The following is a 24,159-nucleotide window of genomic DNA, read 5'->3' as shown; positions in this document are numbered from 1 at the left end:
TCAAGACTGGGCCCCGGCCTTCGCCGGGGAAAGAAGAAGGGGATGACGCTTCGCGTCACATCTGCCCCTGCACCGTAGCCCCGCCCGGCAGCCCAACGAACGGCAGCACCGCCGCACCTTCCTGCGTCATCGAGATGTCCAGCGCGCCATCTTCGCGCAGCACCGCGGTCATCAGCGTCTTCAGCCGCTGGGCCGAGGGCGCCACCCGGATCGTCGTGCGGTCGCCGACATGCTCGGCGGTGATCAGCAGGGCAGGGACCGCCACCGGCCCGCCGCCGCTCTTCGCCCGGCAGCTGCCCGGATCGGTCGTCACCTTGCCGTCCGCCATCCGCGCGCCGCTTCCGGTCGCGATCCGCTGCATCTCGATCTGCATCGTCAGGTTGCAGGTGAAGGGCAGGTTCGGCTGCAGCGCCTTGAGCAGGCTCGCATCCGCCGATCCGCTGACATGGTCGAGCACCGTCCGCCCGCCCAGGTGCTGGAGCATCTGCCCGCCCAGGTCGGTGTCCGGCCCCGTCGCCTTCCAGTCCGCGGCAAAGGCCAGGCTGGTCAGCGCGCGCAGCGGCGCCATGTGCCAGGCGAAGGTCGCGCCGCCCGCGACGCCGACTTCGCCGTTCCACACCGTTCCCGCCACGCCGGTGCGCCAGCCGGTATTCTTGAAGATCACGCTCGCCGGCATCGTCACCAGCAGCGCGAGCAGATAGGCCCCTATGCCGATCAGGGCGAAGAGGATAATAGACCGCCGTGCCCCGCTACCCTCTCCCAGAGTCGGCAATGGATCGACGGACCCTGCTGAAGTCGCTGCAATCAGGCCTGGTCGCGTCAGCGGCATCGGTCGTGCTTCCCTCTGTCGTGTTCGCAGCCGACAAGAAGAAGGACAAGCGCCCGATCGCCCTGCTGCTGCCGCTCACGGGCCCGCGAGCGCGGCTGGGGCTTAGCATGCGACAGGCCGCCTTGCTCGCGGAAAACAACGCCTTTGTGCAGAGCTTCGACACCGCGGGCACCGCCGCCGGTGCCGCCGCTGCCGCTGCCCAGGCATTGAAGCTCAAGCCGGCGCTGATCCTCGGCCCGCTTTCGGCGGAGGAAGTGCCCGCCGTCTCCAGCACCGTCGCCGGCCGCATCCCCGTCATCGCCTTCAGCAACGATTCGGTCCTGCGCGCGCCCGGCACCTGGATCTTCGGGATCACCGCCGGCCAGGTGACCACCGCGGTCCTGCGCTATGCCCGCACCCGCGGAGTGAAGACCGTCACGATGATCGACGACGGCTCGCCGTGGAGCGCCGCCGCCGCGATCGCCGCCGGCAAGAGCGAGGCCGAGATCGGCATCACCGTCAACATCCTCCAGGTGAAGCCGGGCCAGCCGCTGCCCAATCCGGGCGAGGCGCCCGACGCGGTGCTGCTCCCCGGTGCCGGCGAGACGGTCCTTGCCGCCGCCCGTGCGCTCAAGCAGACCGGCGTCCAGCTGCTCGGCACCTTCCAGGCACTCGACAGCCGCCCCCAGGCGCTTGCCGCGCTCGAAGGCGCCTGGCTCGCCAGCCCGGACCCCAACGCCTTCGGCACCTTCGCCAGCGCCTTCCAGGCGCGCAACGGCGGCGAGCCCGGCACGATCGCCGCGCTCGCCTATGACGCCGCCGGCATCGCCAACACGCTGCGCGCCGACAACCGGCTCGGCGTCGAGGGGCTGATGGACGCCAAGGGTTTCCACGGCGTCACCGGCCCGGTCCGCTTCCGCACCGACGGCTCGGTCGCCCGCGACTTCGCCATCCTGGTCGCCGGCCCCACCGGTTATACCCCCGTGGCGTCGAGCTCAGGGTCGTGAGGCCAAGGTGCTTCGCCCGGTCCTTTTCCGTCATCCCCGCGCAGGCGGGGATCCAGAGCCAAGCAGGGCGTCGCTCGTGACACCGGATCCCCGCCTGCGCGGGGATGACGAAGGTTGGGGGGAGCACGGCTTCACCCTGATCGAGCTGATGATCTCGATGGGCCTGTTCGCGCTGATCGCGGTGGCGGGGCTCGCGCTGGTCGACGGCATCATCAAGGTGCAGGGGCGCACCGAGAAGCGGATGGACCGGCTCGCCGATCTCCAGCGCGCGATGTTCGTGGTGTCGAGCGACATCGACCAGATCTCGTTCGGCGCCGTCTCGGGTGGCGGCGAGAAGCTGAACTTCACCCGCGCAGCGCCCGGCTTCGGCGGGCCGGCGGTGCCGCTGCAATATTCGGTCGCCAACGGCAACCTGGTCCGCGGATCGGGTCCGATGGTGCAGACCGTGGTCGGCGGCGTCGCCGATGTACGCTGGCGCTTCTTCGACGGCAGCGCCTGGACCAATCGCTGGCCGATGCGCGAGGAAGACAAGGACAAATGGCCCCGCGCGATCGAGATCGACCTCCAGGCGGTCGGCCCGGGCGGTACGCCGGGCGCCCTGCGCCGCGTCGTCACACTGCCCGACCAGGCGGAGTATCCCAAGCAATGAGCCGCCGCGAAGACGAAGCCGGGATGATCCTCGTCAACGTGCTGATGTTCGTCGCGATCGCGTCCGGACTTGTGCTATTGCTAATCAATCGCGAGGAATTGGCGCTCGATCGGGCCCTGCGCACCCGCGAGGCGGCACGTGCCCTGTCGGTGGTCCGCGGCGGTGAATTGTCGGCAGTGGTCGCGCTCCGCCGCGACATGATCGCCGCGCCGAACGAGGACAACCAGACCGAGCCCTGGGCCAAGCTGTCGGAGAATGGCGCACCGATCGAGGGCGGCACCTTCGATCTCGCCATCGCCGATGCCGAGGGCCGCTTCAACCTCAACAGCCTGCGCGCGGGCGATGCCGGCGCGATCGTGCTGTTCCAGACGATCGCCAAGGATGTCGGCCTGTCGACCGAGGATGCGGTCAAGGCGGTCAGCTATGTCCGCCTCTACGGGCCGCTCACCGACGTCCGCCCGATCCGTCTCGCCGGGTTCGAGCCCGAGGCGGCGGCGCGGATGGAGCGGCTGGTGACGGCGCTACCCGGCACCACCACGATCAACCTCAATGCCGCCGATCCCAAGATGCTGCGCGTGCTGTTCCGCGACCCGCTCGCCGCCCAGCGCCTTGCCGAGATCCGCCAGCGCAACGGCAAGCTGACGCTCAAGGACCTGTCGGACCTCAACCTGTCGCTGCCCTGGGGCGCCGGCTTCCGCTCGGGCACCTTTTGGGTCCGCACCCGCGTGACGATCGGCCGCACCAGCCAGCAGGCCGCAGTGCTGATCCAGCGCGTCCAGCGCCCCGACGGCAAGATCGCGGTGGGGGTGGTGGAGCGCTGGCGGGGGGCGAGCGTGCCGCCCGAGGCGCCGGCATTTCCCGCGGGGCGGTAGGGGTATCGCCCCGTTCAGCCCGTTGCTGCCGTCCTGGCGTATCGCATCGGCGGCATCCCGACATGGCGTGTGAAGGCGGTGCTGAACGTGCTCGCCGAGCCATAGCCGACGCGTGCAGCGATATGCTCGATCGCCAGTTCGCGGCTGCGCAACAGGCGCTTGGCGAGCGCCATCCGCCAGGTCAGCAGATATTCCATCGGCGGCATCCCGACGATGCGGCTGAACCGCGCAAAGAATGCCGAGCGCGACATTGCCGTCTCGGCTGCAAGTGCGGCGATGGTCCAGCCATGCGCCGGTCGTGCGTGCATGGCCCGCAAGGCGGCCATCAGCCGATCGTCGGATAGCCCGCGCGCGACGCTCGGCACGGATGCGATGTCGGTGCCGCACCGTAGGGCCTCGATCAGCAGCACCTCGAGCAGGCGCTCGAGCACCAGTTCACGTCCCGGCCGCGATTGACGTGTCTCATCGCCGACTAGGTGAAGCAACTGCGCCAGCCGGGGCTCGCCCCGCGCAACCACCATCGACGGCAGCAGCGAGACGAGCAGCGCCGCATCGGGAGAGGCGAAGCTGCACAGCCCAACCTGCATGCGGAGATTTACCTGCGCATGCGTGGGTCCCACCCGGAACCGGCCTTCGCCGATCTCGACCGGCATCATGTCGATCCCGTGCGGCGGCGCATCGATGCTTTCGACCACCTGGGCATTGGTAAAGGGCGACAGGACGAAATCTCCGGCACGCACGATCAGGGGCGGGCGGCCCGCAGCGACAACCCTGCACGCGCCCTCCAGCACCGCGAAGAAGACTGGCTTGCCCTCGACGTCGCGATTGATGCGCCAGCGCCCGGCATATTCGACCAGCTTTGAGAAGCTTGCCGAAGGCTGGAGCAGCGTCACGATCTCGGCAAGCGGATCAATCGTCATATCAGGACTATTGCAAATTGATTCGAGACTTTCACGCATAGAGGGTCTTGCTGTCGCTGCCTATCTCCCGTGCACCAACAATGATCTGGGAGTTTCACGTGCCCACTGTCCTCATCACCGGCTGTTCCTCGGGCTTCGGCCTCGAAACCGCGAAGCTGTTCCTCGATCGCGGCTGGAAGGTCGTCGCTACGATGCGCAACCCCAAGGACGGTATCCTGCCGGAGTCCGGCAATCTTACCATCCTGCCGCTCGACGTCACCGATCCCGCGAGCGTCGCCAACGCCTTCGATAAGGCCGGCGACATCGATGTGCTGGTCAACAATGCGGGGTTCGGTGCCGCGGTCCCGATCGAGCTGATCGAACCCGAGACGGCGCGCCAGCTGTTCGAAACCAACATGCTCGGCACGCTGGCGACGATGCAGGCGGTCCTCCCCCAGTTCCGCGCGCGTCGCAGCGGCACGATCATCAACGTCACCTCCACTGCCACGCTTAAGCCGCTTCCCCTGGTCAGCGTCTATCGGGCGAGCAAGGCGGCGGTTAACGCGCTCACCGAGAGCCTTGTGGTGGAGATGGAGCCGTTCGGCGTGCGCGTGCACATCGTCCTTCCCGGCCGCTCGCCGGAAACCAGCTTCGGCAACAATGCGATGCCGCATCTGCGCGGGCTGGATAACCCGGACTACAAGCCGTTGATCGAGGGCATGATCGCGAATTTCCGCGATGATACCGGCCCCGTGACCCATGCCGGGGATGTGGCGGAGGCGGTCTGGCATGCGGCCACCGATCCGGCCGCGCCCCTCTGGATTCCGGCGGGTGCGGATGCGGTGCAATGGATGGCCGAAACCCGCTGAACGACCAGGGACGAACGCGGTTCGCGTCTGAAGGCGCGGACCGCCAATCCGCCTGAAGGCCTAAATCAATATCCGGAACACCGCCCCGCCGCCGGGCGCATCGTCCACATCGATGCTCCCGCCATGCGCCACCACGATCTGCCGCGCGAGGTTCAGGCCCACGCCGGTGCCCGTCGCGCGGGTGGTGAAGAAGGGCAGGAACACGTCTTGGCGCAGCCCCTCGGGCACGCCGGGGCCATTGTCCTCCACTTCAATGACCAGCGCCTCGCGGTCCTCGAACAGCCGCAGCGCCAGCGCCGGCGGGCGTTCCTGCCCGGCCATGGCTTGCGCGGCGTTCTGGAGCAGGTTGATCAGCACCTGGGCGAGCAGGTCGGGATCGGCGTCGATCGCCAGCCGGGCCGGTGCCACGTCGATCGTCAGCGGCACCATGGGTTCGCGCGCGGCGAAGATGCGGCCCAGTTCCTCGGCCCAGGGCTGGGCGGCAAAGGCCTGGCGCTGGATCTCGGGGGTATGCGCCACCGCGCGATAGGCCTCGATGAAATGCCCCAGCCCATGCGCGCGCCGGGCGAGGGTGGAGACCGCCGCGCGCGCATCGCCGATCCGCGGATTGCCGGCCAGTTCGGGATCGTCGAGCAGGTCCGCCGCGGTCGCCGCCAGCGAGGTCACCGGGGTCAGCGAGTTGAGGATCTCATGGGTCAGCACGCGGACCAGGTCGGTCTGCGCGGCCATCTCGACGGCATCGAGCGTGCCCTGGATCGGTTGCACCGTCACCGCGCGGATGCTGCGCCCGAGCCGCTCCAGCGTGCCCGAGCGGACCAGCACGCGCTGCGTCCGGCCCTCGATCGCCAGCAGCAGGATCTCCTCGGCCGCGTCGCCCCCCACCAGCCTCTTGGCCAGCGTCGCGCCATAGACGGCATAGTCCTCGGCCCGCGCGCCGCCGACGCCGCGGAACAGTCGCCGTGCGGCCTTGTTGGCCGGCTCGACATGGCCTTCGCCGTCGATGGTCAGCAGCGCGACCGGCATGTCGTCGACCAGCGCCTCGAGGAAGCGCGTCTCGGCCGCGGCCCGGGCCTGGCGCTCGCGCAGCCGGTCCATCGCGCCGTCCAGCGCGGTGCCCAGCGCCTCGAACCCGCCGCCGCTCGCGCCGCCGAAGCGGGCCGAAGTGTCGCCGAAGTGCAGCGCCTCGACGAAGCGGGCGACCGCGGCATTGGTGCGCGAGACATGCTGCCACAGCCCCCAGATCGCCCCGGCGACGAGCAGCAGCGCGACGATCCGCGCCGCGCCGAGCCCGGGAGTAAGGAAGGCCAGCACCGTGGCCGCCAGGGCGAGCGCGAGCGCGGCCACCCAGGCGATCAGGCCCGTCGTGAAGCGCCGGTCAAAGCCCATGCTTCTCCATCCGGCGATAGAGCGCGGCGCGCGAGAGGCCGAGTTCGCTGGCGGCCAGCGAGATATTGTAGCCGTGCTTCTTCAGCGCCTCCTCGACCAGCCGGCGCTCGACCCGCTCGAGGTTGAGGTCCTCGCCCTGGCGCGGCGGCGGGGGCGTCACCGCGGCGACGGGCACGATCCGCGGCATCGCCTGGACCAGCGCGAAGTCCTCGGGCTCCAGCGCCGCCTCGCGCGCCAGGATCACCGCGCGTTCCAGGGCGTGGCGCAGCGCGCGGACATTGCCCGGCCAGTCATGGTCGAGCAGCGCCATCCGCGCGGCCGGGCTGAGGGCGGGCACCGGCCGGCCATAGCGCTTGGCGTAATGCTCCAGATAATGCTCGATCAGCTGCGGCACGTCCTCGCGGCGGTCCCGGAGCGGCGGCAGGTCGATCTCCACCGTGTTGAGGCGGAAGAGCAGGTCCTGCCGGAAGTGCCCTTCGTCGCGCAGCTTCTCGGGGGGAAGATTGGTCGCGGCGATCACCCGGATGTTGACCGGCACCGGCTTGTTGGCCCCCACCGGTGTCACCTGGCGCTGCTCGAGCACGGTGAGCAATTTGGGCTGGAGCCGGAGCGGCAGGTTGCCGATCTCGTCGAGGAACAAGGTCCCCCCGTCCGCCGCCTGGATGCGGCCGACCCGGTCGGTCCGTGCATCGGTGAAGGCGCCCTTCACATGGCCGAACAGCTCCGAATCGATCAGCTCCTCGCTCACCGCGCCCAGGTCGACGGTCAGCATCACCTGGTTGGCCCTGAGCGATTGCCGGTGCAGCTCGCGCGCGACCAGCTCCTTGCCGGTGCCGTTCTCGCCGAGCACCAGCACGTTCGCATCGGTCGGCGCCGCGCGGCTGATCAGCGAGTGCACCCGCGCCATCACCGGCGAGCTGCCGAGCAGCGGCGAGGCGCCGGCCTGCTGCGCCGGGGCGGGGACCGTGCCGCCACCGCTCACTGCTTTCCGGGAACGCCGCAGCGACGCGGCGGTGCGCACCGTCGCCAGCAGTTTCTCGTTCGACCAGGGCTTGGAGACGAAGTCGGTCGCCCCGCGCTTCATCGCCGAAACGGCGACCTGCACGCCGCCATGCGCGGTGATCATCACCACCACCATCTCGGGATCGATGCCGAGCAGCTTGTCGAGCCAGGCCAGCCCCTCCGCCGCATTGGTCGCCCCGCGCGCGAAATTGGCGTCGAGCAGCACCACGTCGGGCGTGCGCGCCTGGATCAGCGGCAGCGCCTCCTCCGGGCTGCGCACCGCTTCCACATCCTTGAACAGCCGTCGCAGCAGCAGCCGCGAGGCCATCAATATGTCGTCGTCGTCGTCGATCACGACGCAGAAATCGAATTCCGGATCCCCCATGATGGCCACTCCCGTACATCTACTGTGCGGAACCGGACAATCAATTTGCGTGCCAAGCCCTGGTCCCCCTGTGGACGCAATTGGCACGGCTCATGCTGACACTCCGATGAACGGCGCGCGTGCCGGAGGAGGAAATCGTGCAGCTTCGGGGGAGTCTGGTTCGGAAGGGAGCGGTCGTCGTAGTGGCGATTCTCCTCCTGTGCCTGCCCCGCGGCCCTGTCGGCTTCGACCTGCGGATGGATGCCGCCGGCAGCCAGGCCGTGCTCCGGCTCGGCATCATATCGTTACGGGTGGCGTTCGATTCCGGACGCTCCTGTCCGAAATCGAACACTTGCCACGCCGCCAATGCAGCATCGCCCGAGGCGGAGCGGCTGGCACGGCAATTGCGAGGATAGGGGGCATGACAGTGCTACGGATGCAGAAGGACAGGGGGGCAGGGGCCGTCTCGGGCAGCGGGATGGACCAGGTCGTCGAGAAACGCAGCCTGTCGCTGCGCGTGAAGATCGCGCTCGGCGCGGTCGCCGCGCTGCTCGCCGCATTCGGCTTCTGGTGGTTCGCCCCCTCGGGCGCCAGCCAGACGGTCGGCATGGACCGGCTGACCATCTCCACCGTCAGCAAGGGCACGTTCGACGATTTCATGCCGCTGCGCGCCCGCGTCACGCCCTTGCTCACCGTCTATATCGACGCGGTCGAGGGCGGCCGGGTCGAGAAGATGCTGGTCGAGGACGGCGCCACCGTCGCCGCCGGCCAGCCGATCGCCCTGCTTTCCAACGCCGAGCTCCAGCTCTCCACGCTCGCCCGCCAGACCGAGGTCGAGCAGCAGATCAACAACATGCGCAGCCAGGAGCTGGCGCTCGCCCAGACCCGCCTCTCCAATGAGCGCGCCGTGCTCGCCGCCGAGACCGTCTACGACAAGGCCCGCCGCCAATATGAGCGCGAGAAGCCGCTCGCCGGGCGCGGGTTCGTCTCGGGCAAGCAGTTCGCCGACACGGAGGCCGATTACGAGCTGAGCCAGCGCAACCTTGCCGCCTTGAAGCGCAGCCAGAGCACCGACGCCCGCCTCCAGGGCAGCCAGCTCTCGCAGCAGCAGGCGGCGGCCAAGTCGATGCAGTCGGGCCTCGCCATCGCCCGCGCCAATCTCGATGCGCTCCAGCTCCGCGCGCCGGTCGCCGGCCAGCTCTCGGGCTTCTCGGTCCAGGTCGGCCAGTCGCTCGGCCGCGGCGAGCGCGTCGGCCAGATCGACAGCCCGGGCCGCAACAAGCTGATCGCCGGGGTGGACGAATTCTATCTCGGCCGCGTCCAGCTCGGCCAGCAGGCGGCGCTCGACTGGGGCGGCAAGCGCTACGGCGCCAAGGTCACCAAGATCTATCCGCAGGTCCAGAACGGCCAGTTCCAGGTCGACCTGCAATTCACCGGCACCGAGCCGCCCCAGCTCCAGCGCGGCCAGACCATGCAGGCGCGCCTCACCCTCGGCGATCCGGCGCCCGCTTTGCTGATCCCGAACGGCGCCTTCTACAACGACACCGGCGGCGCCTGGGTATTCGTCGTCGCCCCCGGCGGCGGCAGCGCCGAGAAGCGCAACGTCCGCCTCGGCCGCCGCAACACCGATTTCGTCGAGGTGCTCGAAGGGCTCGAGCCCGGCGAGAAGGTGATCACCTCGCCCTATACCGGCCTCACCGACAAGACGCGCCTGGACCTGACCAAGTGACCGAAAAGAAAGGGAATCCGATGCTGCACATGCGCGAACTCTCCAAGGTCTACCGCACCGACACGGTGCAGACGACGGCGCTCGACGCGATCGACCTCGAAATCGCCCAGGGCGAGTTCGTCGCGATCATGGGCCCCTCGGGCTGCGGCAAGTCGACCCTGCTCAACATGATCGGCATGCTCGATAGCCCGTCCTCGGGATCGTACATGTTCAACGGCCAGGAAGTCGCCGGGCTCAGCGAGAGCAGGCTCGCCGATGTCCGCAAGGAGAATATCGGCTTCATCTTCCAGAGCTTCAACCTGGTCGACGAGCTGAGCGTCCGCGACAATGTCGAACTCGCGCTGCTCTACCACAATGTCCCCGCCGCCGAGCGCAAGCGCCGCGTCGACGAGGTGATGGACCGCACCGGCATCGCCCACCGCGCCCGCCACCGGCCGAGCCAGCTCTCGGGCGGCCAGCAGCAGCGCGTCGCGGTCGCCCGCGCGCTCGTCGCCTCTCCGAAGCTGATCCTCGCCGACGAGCCGACCGGCAATCTCGACACCCAGCATGGCGAGGAGGTCATGCACATGCTGCAGACCCTGAACGCCGAGGGCTCGACGATCGTGATGGTCACCCACTCGCCCGCGCACGCCGACTACGCCGGCCGCATCGTCTCGATGCTCGACGGCCGCGTCCTCCAGGAACGCCGCCGCGCGGCATGATGCAACGCCTTCTCCCCCTCGGGGGAGAGGGCAGGGGAGAGGGGGAGTGATCCCTAGCACCCCTCTCCCCGATCCTCTTCCCGCCAGCCGGGAGAGGGAGAACGAGAAGGAAGAAGCCCCATGTGGCGCAACTATCTCACGGTCGGCCTGCGCGCGCTCGCGAAGAACCGCACCTATGCCTTCATCAACCTGTTCGGCCTGGCGATCGGCCTCGCGGCCTGCCTGCTGATCCTGCTCTACGTCCAGTACGAGCGCAGCTATGACCGCTGGCTGCCGGACAGCGACCGCACCTATCAGCTCCAGGTCTATTATCAGAGCAAGACCAACGGCGATAAGTACGACAACCAGGGCGCGCCCTATGTGACCAAGGCGGCTTTGCTCAAGGACTTCCCGCAGATCGAGAGCGCCACCTATACCGGCGGCCCGCGCATCACCCTGCTCAAGGACGGCCAGGCCACCGAGGTCGAGGATGGCCGGCTGGTCGACAGCGCCTTTCTCGACACGATCGCGCTGCCGATGGTGCAGGGCGACAACAAGGCGCTCTCGGCCCCCGGCACGGTGGCGCTGAGCGAGGCCGAGGCGACCCGGCTGTTCGGCACCACCAGCGTGGTCGGCCGCACCCTGACGCTGCTCGTCGCGGGGAAGAAGGCCGATTACCGCATCACCGGCGTGTTCAAGGACCTGCCGAAGAACTCGCACATGACCGCGCGCCTGCTCGCCCGCGCCGACTTCCCCAGCCTGTTCCCGGGAGACGATGGCTATCTCACCAGCTGGGGTTGGACCTCGGGCTATGTCTATGTGAAGCTGCGCCCCGGCGTCGATGTGAAGACGATCAATGCCCAGATGCCGGCCTGGGAAAAGCGCAACATCCCCGACGAGAATTTCAACGGCAACCGCTACAATGCGGGCGACGAACGTACCTTCAAGCTGGTCGCCGCGCCCGATATCCATCTCGGCATCGCCAGCAACACGGGGATGACGCCGGGCAACGACGTGCAGACGATCACCACCTTCGCGGTGATCGCGCTGCTGATCCTCGCCATGGCCTGCATCAACTTCACCAACCTCGCCACCGCCCGTGCCAGCCAGCGCGCCCGCGAAGTGGCGCTGCGCAAGGTGCTCGGCGCCACCCGCCGCCAGCTGATGACCCAGTTCCTGGGGGAATCGGTGCTGCTCGCCACGATCGCGATGCTCCTCGCGCTCGCGGTGGTCGAGATCGTGCTGCCCTGGTTCGGCAACTTCCTCGATGCCGATCTGCAGCTCCGCTATTTCGGCCATGACGGGCTGTTCCTGCCGATGATCGCGCTGGTGCTGCTCGTCGGCGCGGCGGGCGGCCTCTATCCCGCCTTCTACCTGTCGCGCTTCCAGCCCGCCCGCGTGCTCAAGGCGAACAAGTCGGCGGCGGATGCCGAAGGCTCGGGGCATCTGCGCAGCGCGCTCGTCGTCATCCAGTTCGCGGTGTCGATCGGGCTGATCATCTGCACCGCGGTGGTCTGGTCGCAGAACATCTACGCCCGCACGGTCGATCCGGGATACAAGCGCGCCGGGCTGCTCCAGCTCCAGGGCATCGGCTCGAAGACGCTCGAGCCCCAGGCCGATGCGCTGACCCGCGAGATCGCCAAGGTGCCGGGCGTCGAATCCGCCGGCCGCACGATGATCGGCGTCATTACCGGCCAGACCTCGACCACTTCGGTGGTGGTGCCCGGCCGGGCCGATCCGGTGGACCTCGGCATCTATTCGGTCGATGCCGGCTTCTTCCCCACCATGGGCATCCGCACCATGGCCGGCCGGGTGTTCGACGAGCGCGCCGCCGACGACATGACCACCCCGCGTCCCGAGGATGCGGCGGCGGAGCGGGCGCTGGTCGCGCGCGGCGCCCATGTCGTGCTGAACGCCGCGGGCGTGAAGCGCCTCGGCTTCAAGACCGCGCAGGAGGCGATCGGCAAGACGATCCGCTACGGCGTGAAGGAGGAATATGGGGGGATGATGAATCTCACCATCATCGGTGTCGTCGCCGATGCGCGCTTCCGCACCGTCCGCACCGCGATCGAGCCGACGATGTTCCTGCTCGACAAGCACAACGTCAACTGGTTGGTCGCCCGCTTCCACGGCGATCCGCGCCCGGTGCGCGAGGGGATCGAGCGGGTCTGGCGCCGCCACGCGCCCGACGTGCCGTTCGACGCGATCCTCGCCGACGAGGTGATCGCCAAGGCCTATGAGCGGCTCGACGCCCGGGCGCAGATGTTCGGCATGTTCGCGGTGCTCGCGGTGGTGATCGGTTGCCTCGGCCTGTTCGGCCTCGCCGCCTTCACGGCGGAGCGGCGGACCAAGGAGATCGGCATCCGCAAGGTGCTGGGCGCCCGCACGATCGACATCGCCCGGCTGCTGGTCTGGCAGTTCACGCGCCCGGTGGTGCTCGCCAACATCATCGCCTGGCCGGTCGCCTGGTGGCTGATGCGCGAGTTCCTCAACGCCTATGACGCGCGCATCGCGCTCACCCCGGTGCCGTTCATCGCCGCGAGCCTGCTCGCGCTGGCGATTGCCGTCCTCACCATCGGCGCCCACGCCTTCCGCGTCGCGCGCACCAATCCGGTTCATGCCCTGCGCTACGAGTAGGCGCGTCAGCCCAGGGCATGAGACGGGCGGGGAGGCAACTCCCCGCCCGTTTTTCGTTCCCCGTCCTGCACCCAATCGTCATCCCGGCGAAAGCCGGGATCTCAGGCAGGAGCGCATCCGCCAGGAGAAGGCGGTTTACGCGGAGACGCGGAGACGCGGAGAAGAGAGAAAGAAGAATGTTCGCGCAGAGGCGCAGAGGACGCAGAGGTGTCTCGCGTCGCGCCAGCGGCGCCCTCCATTACTAGGTCTCCGCGATTCCTGCCGCCAAAGCGGCACCTGCGCTGGCCACGGGGACAGCCCTCTGCGTCCTCTGCGCCTCTGCGCGAACCATTTCTTCTCTTCTTCTTTGCGTCGTCGCGTCATCGCGTGGATCATCTTCGTCATCCCGGCGAAAGCCGGGATCTCGTGCGGCTCTTTCCCCGCGCCTTCGCCTGAGATCCCGACTTTCGTCGGGATGACGGACGTACGGATCAGGGGTATTTACCCAAACCCACACCGCGCTATCCTCCCCCGACACCAAAATCGGGAGGGGGACATGATTCGTATCGCAAAGATCGCGCTATTCGCAGCAATAGCGATGACACCGGTGGCATATGCGGCGGTCGAAGTGATCGGCCAGATGACCCCCGCCGAGCCGATCACGCACGCCCGGATTTCCAAGCTTCCCATCGGCCAGCAGCGTGCCTGGAACGTCTATCTCGACAAGTCGGTCGGGCTGATGGAAGCCGACAAGGCCGCGCTCGCCGCCGAGCGGGCCGACGGCACCTTGCCCACGCCGGTAGCCCCCCCAACCGGCCCCTCGGGCGGCAGCGGCATGCCCGACAACAAGCCCGCCGCCTGGTATGCCGGCGCCGAGGCGCGTCATGTCGCCGACAATATCGTCAGCTTCCAGACCCCGGCAGGCGGCTGGGGCAAGAATGTGGACCGTACCGGTCCCGTACGTGCGCGCGGCGAGCATTATGTCCCGATCGAGAAGCTCCCCGCCTATGCCAAGACGGACATGGCGGACGAGAATTGGAGCTATGTCGGCACGATCGACAACAATGCCACCACCGCCGAGCTGCGCTTCCTCGCCCGCGCCCAGGCCGCGGCGCCGGGTCCCGAGGGCAATGCCTATCGTGAGAGCTTCCTCAAGGGCATCCGCTACCTTCTGAATGCGCAGTTTCCGAACGGCGGCTGGCCGCAGATCTACCCGCTCCAGGGCGGCTATCACGATGCGCTCACCTTCAACGACGATGCGCTCTCCTCGGTCGTCACCGTGCTGGCGGAGGTCGCCCGCCGCCAGGGGGACTATGCCTTCGTATCCGAAGCGCTCGCTGCGGAAGCGAAGATTGCCTGCAACCGCGCGATCCAGCTGATCCTCAAGACCCAGGTCGTCGTCGACGGCAAGCGCACCATCTGGGGCCAGCAGCACGACGCGCTCACCTTGGCCCCGGCGGGCGCCCGCAACTTCGAACCGGCCGCTCTGTCCTCGGATGAGAGCGCCGACCTACTGATCTTCCTGATGAAGCAGGCGGGCCATTCGCCCACGGTCGATGCGGCGGTGGCGGACGGGGTGGCCTGGCTCAGGGCGCATGCCGTGCACGGCGTCGCCTTCGAGAAGGGACCCGACGGCCGCAAGCTGATCGACAAGCCCGGCGCCGGCCCGATCTGGTCGCGCTATTACGACATCAAGACGGGCAAACCCATCTTCGGCGACCGCGACCGCTCGATCCGCACGGATGTGAACGAACTCAGCCTGGAGCGCCGCAACGGCTATAGCTGGTACAATGCCGGCCCGGCGAAGGCGCTGGCGACGTATGATAAGTGGGTGGCCGCCAGATAACCGTTACCCCGCGCCTCAAGCCGTCATCCCGGCGAAAGCCGGGATCTCAGGCGAAGGCGCGGGGAAGGAGCCGCACGAGATCCCGACTTTCGTCGGGATGACGGAGGTGGCGGCTTTCCTACACCCAAATGTTCCTGTAATGTTCTAAAGATCGCCGCAAGGCCGCTCTTTGAACCGTCAACCCAGCGCACTCGTGCGAACATCCGCGCGCGAAAGCGTCCGCGCGCGTCTCCGTCCGTTCTCCCACAGCGTATCGCGGAGCGCCCCGGCGGGAGGGCGTTCCGCGTAAACCACGCCAACTTCCGCGTCCAAAGCGTCCGCGTCAGTCCGCTGCTTCCAGTGCCTCGCTAGCCTGGAGCCAGGCCGCCTCGGCCGCCTCCAGCCGCGCCTCGACCTCGCCGCGCCGCTTCATCAGCTCGCCCATCGAGAGGTTCTTCAGCGCAGGCGAGGCGATCCCGGCCAGCGCCCCATCGACCTCGGCCAGCGCCCGCTGCGCCTTGGCGATCTCGCCCTCGGCGTCCTTCACCGCCTTGCGCAGCCCGGCCGAGGCCTCGCGCGCCTGGGCGGCGGCACGGCGCTCCTCCTTCTTGTCGACCGGCGGGGCAGGGGCGGCGACCGCCGCGGCCGAAGGCGCCGGTTCCTTGCCCGAGACGACGAAGGCGGCATATTCCTCGATCGTCCCGTCGAACTCGCGGGCGGTGCCGCCATCGACCAGGAACAGCCGGTCGGCGACCAGCTCGAGCATGTGTCGGTCGTGGCTGACCAGCACCACCGCGCCCTTGAACTCGGCCAGCGCCTGGACCAGCGCCTCGCGGGTATCGACGTCGAGGTGGTTGGTCGGCTCGTCGAGGATCAGCAGGTGCGGCGCGTTGTGCGTCACCAGCGCCAGCGCCAGCCGCGCCCGCTCGCCACCCGAAAGCTTGCCGACCGCGGTGATCGCCTTGTCGCCCGAAAAGCCGAACCGGCCCAGCTGGCTGCGCACCTGCACCGGCGTCGCGCCCTTCATCACCCGGCCCATCGTCTCGACGGCGGTGGCGGTCGGGTCGAGCTCCTCGACCTGATACTGGGTGAAATAGCCGACCGTCAGCTTGGTGGCGGTGGTCATCTCGCCTTCCATCACCGGCAGCTCGCCGGCGATCATCCGGGCCAGCGTGGTCTTGCCGTTGCCGTTGCGGCCGAGCAGCGCGATCCGGTCATCGGGATCGAGCCGCAGCCCCAGCCGCGAGAGGATCGGCTTGCCGGCCTCATAGCCCACCGCCGCCTTGTCGAGCGTCAGCAGCGGCGGACGCAGGCCCTGCGGATTGGGGAAGTCGAAGCGCATGCTCGGATCCTCGGCCACCGCCGCGATCGGCTGCATCCGCTCCAGCGCCTTGACGCGGCTCTGCGCCTGCTTGGCCTTGCTCGCCTTGGCCCGCCAGCGATCGACGAACGCCTGCAGCTTCTCGCGCTCGGCGACCTGCTTCTCGCGCGCCGCCGCCTGCTGGGCGAGCCGCTCGGCCCGCTGCCGCTCGAACGCGTCATAGCCGCCCGGATAGAGCGTGGTCTGGCCGCGATCGAGGTGGAGGATATGGTCGGCGACGTTGTTGAGCAGGTCGCGCTCGTGGCTGATCAGCAGGATCGTGCCCCGGTACGCGCGCAGGAAGCCCTCGAGCCACATGACGGCTTCCAGGTCGAGGTGGTTCGAAGGTTCGTCGAGCAGCAGGATGTCCGGGTTGAGGAACAGCAGGCTCGCCAGCGCGACACGCATCCGCCAGCCGCCCGAGAAGCTGTCCATCGGCCGGGCCTGCATCGCCTCGTCGAAGCCCAGGCCCTTCAGGATCCGTCCGGCGCGGGAAGGGGCCTCGTATGCGTCGATCTGGTCGAGCCGCTCATAGATGTCGCCCAGCCGGTCGGGATCGGTCTGCGTCTCGGCCTCGGCAAGCAGCGCGGCGCGCTCGACATCGGCTTCCAGCACCGTGTCGAAGGCGCTGGTCTGGCCGCCCGGGGCGTCCTGGCGGAGATAGCCGAAGCGGGCAGCGCGGGGGATGTCGACCGAGCCGGTATCGGGCTCGATCATCCCGGCGATCGCCTTCATCAGGGTCGATTTGCCGGCGCCGTTGCGCCCGATGAAGCCGACGCGGGCGCGGGGCGGGATCGCCGCTGAGGCACCCTCGATGATCGCACGGCCGCCAAGCCGGATGGTGATGTCGCGGAAGGAAAGCATGATGGGGCGCCTAGCAGCACTCAGGCGGGCACCCAAGTGCCCTGTGACCCCTGGTGGTCACTTTACCTAAAGTGTTGAAATAAGCGGGAATAAATTGGTCGGGGAAAGAGGATTCGAACCTCCGGCCCCTGCCTCCCGAAGACAGTGCTCTACCAGGCTGAGCTATTCCCCGACCGGCGCCTCCGGGGCGAACCCCGACTGCGAGGGGGCGCCTATAACCACGCTATTTGAGTCACGCAAGCCACTGAATCAGCTTTTCGTGGCCCCCAGCATCGCATCGACCGAAACGAACTTCTCGCGGGGCGCCCCGATGCGGGCCGCGGCGATCTCGGCGGCGTCGATCTTCTGCCATTCGCGGAAGGTGACGGGATCGACTCCGCGCTCTCCCAGCAGCGCGTCGAGCCCCGGCCGCCCGGGCTTGCCGGCGCCCTCGGCAATGTCCTCGGCGATCTTCTCGGCAATGGCGAATCCGTCGGGCCGGTTGGTGCCGATCGTCCCTGTCGGCCCGCGCCGCGCCCAGCCGACCGCATAGAGGCCGGGTAGCACCCGCCCGTCGACATTGGCGAATCGGCCCGCCTTGTCGTCATAGGGCACGCCTTCGATCGGCGGCGTGCGATAGCCGATGCAGCTCACTACGAGGGAAGCCGGCACCGCATAGGTCTCGCCCGTGCCATGCGCGACGCCGTCGAAGCCCAGGGCGGTGCGCTCGACGATGACCCGCTCGACCTTGCCGTCGCCCTCGATCGCCACGGGCATGGCGAAGAAGTCGAACACGATGCGGATCGGCTTGTCGGGCATGCCCTGGGCATAGCGGCGCAAATGGCCGATCGACTTGCGCTGGCCGGGATCGAGCGCGGCATCGTCCTCCACCGGCGGGAAATCATGCGGATCGACCACCGGAGTAGCATGGCCCAGCTCGCCCAGCTCGCCCAGTTCCTTGGGCGTCATCGCAATCTGGTGCGGCCCGCGCCGGCCGAGCAGGGTGATGCTGTGGACCTTCGAGCCGTGCAGCGAATCGAGCGCATGGGCGACGACGTCCGACGCCTCGAGCTCGTCCTCCGCCTTGGCGAGCACCCGCGCCACGTCGAGCGCGACATTGCCGTTGCCGATCACCACCGCCGGCCCGTCGAGCGGCGGGTTGAGGTTCGCATAGTCGGGATGGCCATTGTACCAACCGACGAACGCGGCCGAGCCGACCACCCCGGGCAGTTCGGCCCCGGGGATCTCCAGCTTGCGGTCGTGCGGCGCGCCGGTGGCGAGGACGACTGCGTCGTACAGCTCGCGCAGCTCGTCGATCGACACGTCCTGGCCGAGGGTGACATTGCCGACGAAGCGGACATTGTCGGTCAGCGCCACCGCCTCGTAGCGGCGCGATACGCCCTTGATCGACTGGTGGTCGGGCGCGACGCCGGTGCGGATCAGCCCGAAGGGCACCGGCAGCCGGTCGATGATGTCGACCCGAACCTGATCGCCGAACACCTTCTGGCACGCTTCGGCAGTGTAATATCCCGCCGGACCCGAACCGATCACCGCGACATGACGCATGGGCCTCTCCTCCCGCGATCCTAGGCCGTTACCGTAGCGGCAAGCCGGGGGAGGGCAAGCCTCTCGACGGCCCGGCCAAGTTGTTGCTAGGCCGTAACCGTGAGCCCGATCGAAGCGACCGCCAGCCTGCTCGGCCTGATCAACGTCCTGCTGGTGGTCCGGCGCAGCATCTGGAACTACCCGTTCGCGCTGGCGATGGTCTCGCTCTACGCCTGGATTTTCTTCCACGAGAAGCTCTACAGCGACGCGCTGCTCCAGCTCTTCTTTCTGGCGGTCAATCTTTATGGCTGGTGGAACTGGACGCGCTCGCGGGCCGAGAGCGGCGAGGTGCGCGTCCTGGCGCTGGACCGTGGCGAGCGCGCCGGCTGGGTGGCGGGCAGCGTCATGGTGATCCTGCTCTGGGGCTATGCGATGCACCGGCTGACCGATGCGAGCTATCCCTGGTGGGACGGCAGCATCGCGGTGCTCAGCATCGCCGCGCAGATCCTCCAGTCGCGGCGCAACTGGGAGTGCTGGCTGCTGTGGATCCTGGTCGATCTGCTCGCAATCCCCCTGTTCGCCGTGAAGGAATTGTGGCTTACGGCGGGCCTGTACTGCGTATTCCTTGCCCTTTCGATCTGGGGGCTGTTCGATTGGCTGAAGGCACGGGAATGAAGCTGCGCACCATCTGTCTCCACGGCCCTGAAAGCACCGGCAAGTCGACTCTGGCGCCACGCATCGCCGAATATCTCGGCGGTGAGGTGGTGGACGAATATGGCCGCGAATATGCCGAGGCGCGCGGCATCGACTTCACGATGCGCGACCTGCTCGAGATCGCCAAGACGCATGATGCGGGTACTCGCACGATGGTCGCTGCCGGGCTCAAGCCCCTGGTGCTCGATACCGATCCGCTGATGACCGCGGTCTGGGCCGACATGCTGTTCGGCGACCGCGATCCCTGGTTCGACGAGTGGCAGGGCTATGCGGATTTCTACCTGCTGTTCGACATCGACATGGCCTGGCGTGCGGACGGCACGCGGATGTTCGGCACGCCCGAGCTGCGGCAGCGGTTCTTCGATCTCAGCAAGGCCGAGCTGAAGCGCCGCGGGGTGCGCTGGGCACTGGTCTCGGGGCAGGGCGAGGATCGCTACGCCAATGCCATCGCCGCGATCGAGGCTGTGCAGGCGAGCTGACATTTGCGGCTTAGCGCGATTGCGTGGCGGGTATGCTGCATTGCAAAAATTTAATGTTCCTTGTCACAGTTCGTACACAATCCGATCCTAACCGCCCCTTCGCAGGGGGCAGCAAAGCTCCCCGATAACAAGAATGTCCGGCGTGCCGACGGCGCGATTCCGCGGGGCGGAGTCGTGGCCGAAGTCGCGCGTTGGGCGCATTTCAGGGAACAACCTCATGAAGATCGGCATCACCAAGACTGCCCTTTTCCTGGGCGCCGCGTTCAGCGCGCTCGCGATCGGCGGCACCGCCCAGGCACAGGACAGCACCGCTCCCGCCGCCGATGACGGCGCGGAAACCGAGATCGTCGTCACCGCCGAGCGCCGCCCGGAAACGCTGCAGAACACCCCGGTCTCGGTCGCGGTGATCGGTGGCCAGGACGCACGTGACTTCACCGCCTCGGGCGACGACACGCTGCTCTCGCTCTCGGGCAAGGTGCCGAGCTTCTACGCCGAGACGACCACCGGCCGCATCTTCCCGCGCTTCTACATCCGCGGCCTCGGCAACATCGACTTCTACCTCGGCGCCTCGCAGCCCGTGTCGATCATCCAGGACGACGTGGTCCTCGAGCATGTCGTGCTCAAGTCGAACCCGGTCTATGACCTCGACCATGTCGAAGTGCTGCGCGGTCCGCAGGGCTCGCTGTTCGGCCGCAACACCACCGCCGGCATCGTCAAGTTCGACACCGTCCGCCCGACGCTGGACGGTCTCGATGCGCGCGGCACGCTGAGCTATGGCAGCTACAACAGCATCAACCTCGACGCCGGCATCGGCGGTCCGCTGGCCGACAATGTCGCGGTCCGCGTCTCGGGCCTGATCCAGCACCGCGACAACTATGTCGACAACGCCTATGCCGGCGTGAGCCAGGACGGTACCAACGGCCCGCGCAAGAACGCGATGGGCGGTTTCGACGAGCGCGATGCCCGCATCCAGGTGCTGGTGAAGCCGACCGAGAGCTGGACCTCGCTCTTCTCGGCGCACATGCGCAACTATAACGGTACCTCGACCCTGTTCCTGCGCCAGGCGCTGAAGAAGGGCTCGAACGACGTCAGCAACGTCTCGCGCACCACGGTCCGCTACGACGAAGCGATGGACAATCCGCAGGACTACGACACCTACGGCATGTCGTGGAACAACAGCTTCGACTTCGGCCCGGTCACGCTGACCTCGATCACTGCGTACGAGACCTCGTCGGGCTATAGCCGCGGTGACACCGACGGCGGTGCTGCGGCCGACTATCCGGTCGGTGGCGTGCCCAACGGCTTCGGCCAGTCGATGGGCCGTCTGGCCGATCTCGACCAGTGGACTCAGGAAGTCCGCCTTGCCAGCAACGGCGACGGCCCGTTCAAGTGGCAGGTCGGCGGCATGTACTTCGACAGCCGCGACATCACCGAGTTCTACCAGCGCGCCTGGTTCCTGACGACCTCGGCCCGCAACCCGAACAACTGGGTGCGCCTGCACGACGTCAACACCAGCTGGGCGCTGTTCGGCCAGGCGAGCTACCAGCTCACCCCGAAGTTCCGCCTCACCGCCGGCGTGCGCGTGACCGAGGACACCAAGACCACCGACCTGCTCAAGACCGCCGACACGGTCGCCGGCGCCTCGACCTATACCGGCCGCCGTCACGTCCGCATGTCGGACACCCAGCCCAGCTGGGACGTGAGCGCGCTCTATGAAGTGAACGACGATCTGAGCGTGTATGCCCGTGTCGCCCGCGGCTTCCGCGGCCCGACCATCCAGGGCCGTTCGGCGGTGTTCAACTCGGACTTCACCACCGCCAACTCGGAGACGATCCTGTCGTACGAGGCCGGCCTCAAGTCGAGCCTGTTCGACAACAAGGTCCGCTTCAACCTGACCGGCTTCTACTACACGGTCGACGACATCCAGCTGAACGGCAATGACTCGAACGGCAACGGCGTCCTGTTCAACGCCGACAAGGCCGAGGCCTATGGCATCGAAGCCGAGCTGAACGTGCGTCCGGTGCGCAACCTTGCGCTCTCCTTCGGCGCCAGCTGGCTCCACAGCGAGATCAAGGACAAGCGCGTCTATGCCCAGGCCTGCGCGCTCAACGGCGTGCTCGTCTGCACGGTCAACGATCCGATCGTGACCCGCACCGTGTTCGGCGCCCCGGCCTATTTCGCCCAGATCGACGGCAACCCGCTGCCGAATGCGCCGGAATACAACCTGAGCGCAGTCGCGCGCTATGACATCCCGGTCAGCGACAGCGGCAAGGCGTTCATCTCGACCGACTGGAACATCCAGGGCTACACCAACTACGTCCTCTACAAGACCGACGAGTTCTACTCGAAGGGCAATTTCGAGGGCGGCCTGAAGATCGGTTACACCGGGGGCAACGGCACCTGGGAAATCGCGGCGTTCGCCCGCAACATCACGAACGAGAAGAACCTCAAGGGCGTGATCGAGAACTACATGGCCGCAGTGCTCAACGAGCCGCGCGTCATCGGCATCTCGCTGACGGGCCGCACCCGCTAAGCGATACTGCCTGTAGACAAGGTCGGGCCCGGTGGAGTTCAGCTCCGCCGGGCCCGTTGCTTTTGGGCGCGATGCGGGGACTTCCTGCGCTGCCCCGCGCCTGCTAACGCGCGCGGATCATGGCAACCGAACTTTCCAAGATCCGCAACTTTTCGATCATCGCGCATATCGACCATGGCAAGTCGACCCTGGCCGATCGGCTGATCCAGCGCACCGGGGGGCTCTCCGACCGCGAGATGTCCGCCCAGGTCCTCGACAACATGGACATCGAGAAGGAGCGCGGCATCACCATCAAGGCGCAGACCGTGCGCCTGGAGTGGAAGGGCCATATCCTCAACCTGATGGACACGCCGGGCCATGTCGACTTCGCCTATGAGGTGAGCCGCAGCCTCGCCGCCTGCGAAGGCGCGCTGCTGGTGGTGGATGCGGCGCAGGGCGTGGAAGCCCAGACGCTGGCGAACGTCTACCAGTCGATCGAGCACGACCACGAGATCATCCCGGTCATCAACAAGATCGATCTCCCCTCGGCCGAGCCCGAGAAGGTGAAGAACGAGATCGAGGAGATCATCGGCATCGACGCATCGAACGCGGTGCTCGCCAGCGCCAAGTCGGGCATCGGCATCGAGGAGATCCTGGACGCCGTGGTCGAGCGCATCCCGGCGCCCAAGGGCGATGCCGAGGCCCCGCTCAAGGCGATGCTGGTCGACAGCTGGTACGACCCCTATCTCGGCGTGGTGATCCTGGTCCGCGTGATCGACGGCACGATCAAGAAGGGTCAGCAGATCAAGTTCATGGCCGCCGGCACGACCCATCTGGTCGACCGCGTCGGCGCGTTCACGCCCAAGATCGAGCAGCTGCCCGATCTGGGGCCGGGCGAGATCGGCTTCATTACCGCGCAGATCAAGGAAGTCGCCCAGGCCCGCGTCGGCGACACGCTGACCGACGCCAAGCGGCCTGCCGCCGAGCCGCTGCCGGGCTTCAAGGAAGTCCAGTCGGTGGTGTTCTGCGGCCTGTTCCCGGTCGATGCCAACGACTTCGAGAAGCTGCGCGAGAGCATCTCGAAGCTGCGCCTCAACGACGCCAGCTTCTCGTTCGAGATGGAGACGTCGGCGGCGCTCGGCTTCGGCTTCCGCTGCGGCTTCCTCGGCCTGCTGCACCTGGAGATCATCCAGGAGCGTCTGATGCGTGAATATGACCTCGATCTCATCACTACCGCGCCGTCGGTGGTCTACCAGATCGAGCTGACGCATGGCGGCGGGCATATCGAGCTGCACAATCCGGCCGACATGCCGGATCCGAACAAGATCGAGAGCATCGCGGAGCCCTGGATCCAGGCCGTGATCTATGTGCCGGACGAGTATCTCGGCTCGGTGCTGAAGCTGTGCCAGGACCGGCGCGGCATCCAGAAGAACCTGACCTATGTCGGAGGCCGTGCGCAGGCGACCTATGAGCTGCCGCTCAACGAAGTCGTGTTCGATTTCTACGACCGGCTGAAGTCGCTGTCGAAGGGCTATGCCAGCTTCGACTATGAGCAGATCGGCTATCGCGAAGGTGATCTGGTCAAGATGGGCATCCTGGTCAACGAGGAGCCGGTCGACGCGCTCAGCATGATCGTCCACCGCTCCACTGCCGAGGTGCGGGGCCGCGGCATGGTCGAGCGGCTCAAGGAACTCATCCCGAGGCACCTGTTCAAGATCCCGATCCAGGCGGCGATCGGCGGCAAGGTGATCGCCCGCGAGACGATCAGCGCGATGCGCAAGGACGTGACTGCCAAATGCTATGGCGGCGACGCGACGCGTAAGCGCAAGCTTCTGGAGAAGCAGAAGAAGGGCAAGGCGAAGATGCGCGAGTACGGCTCGGTGCAGATCCCGCAGGAAGCCTTTATCGCCGCGCTGCGGATGGGCGAGGAATAGGGTCGGGAGCGGCTGGACCGCTCCCGACCCGATTTCGCCGGCCAATCTGGCGCGGATCGGGGCGTG

The 24,159-nt window shown here is 67.6% G+C and carries 19 protein-coding genes and 1 tRNA gene; 13 read left to right on the top strand and 7 right to left on the bottom strand.

The window, feature by feature from the left end; translation table 11 throughout:
* Window positions 1-55: 55 nt before the first annotated feature.
* Complete coding sequence (gene gspN, locus ACEN8G_RS13435; protein WP_413414054.1) at window positions 56-772, bottom strand: type II secretion system protein N; 717 nt, start codon at window positions 770-772, stop codon at window positions 56-58.
* Between gspN and ACEN8G_RS13430 the strand changes: the two genes are divergently transcribed.
* The 3 genes from ACEN8G_RS13430 to ACEN8G_RS13420 all read left to right on the top strand — a co-directional run bounded on the left by ACEN8G_RS13430 (window position 772) and on the right by ACEN8G_RS13420 (window position 3,336).
* Window positions 772-1,815, top strand: a complete 1,044-nt coding sequence (locus ACEN8G_RS13430) for an ABC transporter substrate-binding protein (RefSeq protein ID WP_413414055.1) — start codon at window positions 772-774, stop codon at window positions 1,813-1,815. The two genes, gspN and ACEN8G_RS13430, sit on opposite strands and share 1 nt — an antisense overlap.
* Before the next feature lie 76 nt (window positions 1,816-1,891).
* The gene (locus ACEN8G_RS13425; RefSeq protein WP_413414056.1) at window positions 1,892-2,464 is read left to right on the top strand and encodes a type II secretion system protein J; all 573 of its coding nucleotides are present in this window, start codon (window positions 1,892-1,894) and stop codon (window positions 2,462-2,464) included.
* Window positions 2,461-3,336, top strand: coding sequence for a general secretion pathway protein GspK (locus tag ACEN8G_RS13420; protein ID WP_413414057.1), 876 nt, complete (start codon window positions 2,461-2,463; stop codon window positions 3,334-3,336). Before ACEN8G_RS13425 ends, ACEN8G_RS13420 begins: the two co-directional genes overlap by 4 nt.
* A 14-nt stretch (window positions 3,337-3,350) precedes the next feature.
* Here ACEN8G_RS13420 and ACEN8G_RS13415 read toward each other — a convergent pair whose 3' ends face one another.
* Window positions 3,351-4,256: an AraC family transcriptional regulator gene (locus ACEN8G_RS13415; RefSeq protein WP_413414058.1), complete on the bottom strand. Its 906-nt coding sequence runs from the start codon at window positions 4,254-4,256 to the stop codon at window positions 3,351-3,353.
* Between the two features lie 98 nt (window positions 4,257-4,354).
* On the opposite strand from ACEN8G_RS13415, the gene ACEN8G_RS13410 reads away from it, so the two are divergent.
* A complete protein-coding gene (locus ACEN8G_RS13410) occupies window positions 4,355-5,104 on the top strand; it encodes an SDR family oxidoreductase (RefSeq protein WP_413414059.1) in 750 nt (249 codons plus the stop codon).
* A 60-nt stretch (window positions 5,105-5,164) separates the two neighbouring features.
* Here the strand turns inward: ACEN8G_RS13410 and ACEN8G_RS13405 are convergent, their stop codons facing one another.
* Both ACEN8G_RS13405 and ACEN8G_RS13400 read right to left on the bottom strand, forming a co-directional pair.
* Window positions 5,165-6,490, bottom strand: a complete 1,326-nt coding sequence (locus ACEN8G_RS13405; protein WP_413414060.1) for a sensor histidine kinase — start codon at window positions 6,488-6,490, stop codon at window positions 5,165-5,167.
* A complete protein-coding gene (locus ACEN8G_RS13400; protein WP_413414123.1) occupies window positions 6,480-7,877 on the bottom strand; it encodes a sigma-54-dependent transcriptional regulator in 1,398 nt (465 codons plus the stop codon). Before ACEN8G_RS13400 ends, ACEN8G_RS13405 begins: the two co-directional genes overlap by 11 nt.
* A 182-nt stretch (window positions 7,878-8,059) precedes the next feature.
* Between ACEN8G_RS13400 and ACEN8G_RS13395 the strand changes: the two genes are divergently transcribed.
* From ACEN8G_RS13395 to pelA, 5 genes are all read left to right on the top strand, one after another.
* Window positions 8,060-8,272, top strand: coding sequence for a hypothetical protein (locus tag ACEN8G_RS13395; protein WP_413414061.1), 213 nt, complete (start codon window positions 8,060-8,062; stop codon window positions 8,270-8,272).
* Window positions 8,273-8,277: 5 nt separating this feature from the next.
* On the top strand, window positions 8,278-9,585 hold the full coding sequence (locus tag ACEN8G_RS13390; protein WP_413414062.1) for an efflux RND transporter periplasmic adaptor subunit: 1,308 nt from the start codon (window positions 8,278-8,280) through the stop codon (window positions 9,583-9,585).
* A gap of 20 nt (window positions 9,586-9,605) precedes the next feature.
* Window positions 9,606-10,286, top strand: a complete 681-nt coding sequence (locus ACEN8G_RS13385; protein ID WP_183998125.1) for an ABC transporter ATP-binding protein — start codon at window positions 9,606-9,608, stop codon at window positions 10,284-10,286.
* 120 nt (window positions 10,287-10,406) lie between these two features.
* The gene (locus ACEN8G_RS13380; RefSeq protein ID WP_413414063.1) at window positions 10,407-12,902 is read left to right on the top strand and encodes an ABC transporter permease; all 2,496 of its coding nucleotides are present in this window, start codon (window positions 10,407-10,409) and stop codon (window positions 12,900-12,902) included.
* 535 nt (window positions 12,903-13,437) lie between these two features.
* Window positions 13,438-14,727, top strand: coding sequence for a pectate lyase (gene pelA / locus ACEN8G_RS13375; RefSeq protein WP_413414064.1), 1,290 nt, complete (start codon window positions 13,438-13,440; stop codon window positions 14,725-14,727).
* Window positions 14,728-15,049: 322 nt separating this feature from the next.
* Here pelA and ACEN8G_RS13370 read toward each other — a convergent pair whose 3' ends face one another.
* The 3 genes from ACEN8G_RS13370 to ACEN8G_RS13360 form a co-directional block, all read right to left on the bottom strand.
* Window positions 15,050-16,930: an ABC-F family ATP-binding cassette domain-containing protein gene (locus ACEN8G_RS13370; protein ID WP_413414065.1), complete on the bottom strand. Its 1,881-nt coding sequence runs from the start codon at window positions 16,928-16,930 to the stop codon at window positions 15,050-15,052.
* Between the two features lie 95 nt (window positions 16,931-17,025).
* Window positions 17,026-17,102, bottom strand: a tRNA-Pro gene (locus tag ACEN8G_RS13365).
* A gap of 77 nt (window positions 17,103-17,179) precedes the next feature.
* Window positions 17,180-18,475, bottom strand: coding sequence for an FAD-dependent oxidoreductase (locus ACEN8G_RS13360; RefSeq protein ID WP_413414066.1), 1,296 nt, complete (start codon window positions 18,473-18,475; stop codon window positions 17,180-17,182).
* Between the two features lie 99 nt (window positions 18,476-18,574).
* On the opposite strand from ACEN8G_RS13360, the gene pnuC reads away from it, so the two are divergent.
* The 4 genes from pnuC (at window position 18,575) to lepA (ending at window position 24,093) form a co-directional block, all read left to right on the top strand.
* Window positions 18,575-19,129 (top strand): nicotinamide riboside transporter PnuC, encoded by a 555-nt coding sequence (gene pnuC, locus ACEN8G_RS13355; protein ID WP_413414067.1) that lies wholly within the window; start codon window positions 18,575-18,577, stop codon window positions 19,127-19,129.
* Window positions 19,126-19,647: an AAA family ATPase gene (locus ACEN8G_RS13350; protein WP_413414068.1), complete on the top strand. Its 522-nt coding sequence runs from the start codon at window positions 19,126-19,128 to the stop codon at window positions 19,645-19,647. The genes pnuC and ACEN8G_RS13350 overlap by 4 nt, the downstream gene beginning before the upstream one ends.
* Before the next feature lie 217 nt (window positions 19,648-19,864).
* Window positions 19,865-22,180 (top strand): TonB-dependent receptor, encoded by a 2,316-nt coding sequence (locus tag ACEN8G_RS13345; RefSeq protein WP_413414069.1) that lies wholly within the window; start codon window positions 19,865-19,867, stop codon window positions 22,178-22,180.
* A gap of 119 nt (window positions 22,181-22,299) precedes the next feature.
* The gene (lepA, locus tag ACEN8G_RS13340) at window positions 22,300-24,093 is read left to right on the top strand and encodes a translation elongation factor 4 (RefSeq protein WP_413414070.1); all 1,794 of its coding nucleotides are present in this window, start codon (window positions 22,300-22,302) and stop codon (window positions 24,091-24,093) included.
* Window positions 24,094-24,159 lie beyond the last annotated feature (66 nt).

Source organism: Sphingomonas sp. Sphisp66 (assembly GCF_047324325.1).
GTDB lineage: Bacteria > Pseudomonadota > Alphaproteobacteria > Sphingomonadales > Sphingomonadaceae > Sphingomonas.
This window is presented reverse-complemented; position numbering and strand designations above follow the sequence as displayed.

Coding starts and splice junctions, on each gene's coding strand:
- ACEN8G_RS13370 (WP_413414065.1), bottom strand. CDS start 16,930: ATGCTTTCCTTCCGCGACATCACCATCCGGCTTGGCGGCCGTGCGATC.
- ACEN8G_RS13390 (WP_413414062.1), top strand. CDS start 8,278: ATGACAGTGCTACGGATGCAGAAGGACAGGGGGGCAGGGGCCGTCTCG.
- ACEN8G_RS13420 (WP_413414057.1), top strand. CDS start 2,461: ATGAGCCGCCGCGAAGACGAAGCCGGGATGATCCTCGTCAACGTGCTG.
- ACEN8G_RS13380 (WP_413414063.1), top strand. CDS start 10,407: ATGTGGCGCAACTATCTCACGGTCGGCCTGCGCGCGCTCGCGAAGAAC.
- ACEN8G_RS13350 (WP_413414068.1), top strand. CDS start 19,126: ATGAAGCTGCGCACCATCTGTCTCCACGGCCCTGAAAGCACCGGCAAG.
- ACEN8G_RS13415 (WP_413414058.1), bottom strand. CDS start 4,256: ATGACGATTGATCCGCTTGCCGAGATCGTGACGCTGCTCCAGCCTTCG.
- ACEN8G_RS13400 (WP_413414123.1), bottom strand. CDS start 7,877: ATGGGGGATCCGGAATTCGATTTCTGCGTCGTGATCGACGACGACGAC.
- ACEN8G_RS13345 (WP_413414069.1), top strand. CDS start 19,865: ATGAAGATCGGCATCACCAAGACTGCCCTTTTCCTGGGCGCCGCGTTC.
- ACEN8G_RS13430 (WP_413414055.1), top strand. CDS start 772: ATGGATCGACGGACCCTGCTGAAGTCGCTGCAATCAGGCCTGGTCGCG.
- lepA (WP_413414070.1), top strand. CDS start 22,300: ATGGCAACCGAACTTTCCAAGATCCGCAACTTTTCGATCATCGCGCAT.
- ACEN8G_RS13405 (WP_413414060.1), bottom strand. CDS start 6,490: ATGGGCTTTGACCGGCGCTTCACGACGGGCCTGATCGCCTGGGTGGCC.
- ACEN8G_RS13360 (WP_413414066.1), bottom strand. CDS start 18,475: ATGCGTCATGTCGCGGTGATCGGTTCGGGTCCGGCGGGATATTACACT.
- pelA (WP_413414064.1), top strand. CDS start 13,438: ATGATTCGTATCGCAAAGATCGCGCTATTCGCAGCAATAGCGATGACA.
- ACEN8G_RS13385 (WP_183998125.1), top strand. CDS start 9,606: ATGCTGCACATGCGCGAACTCTCCAAGGTCTACCGCACCGACACGGTG.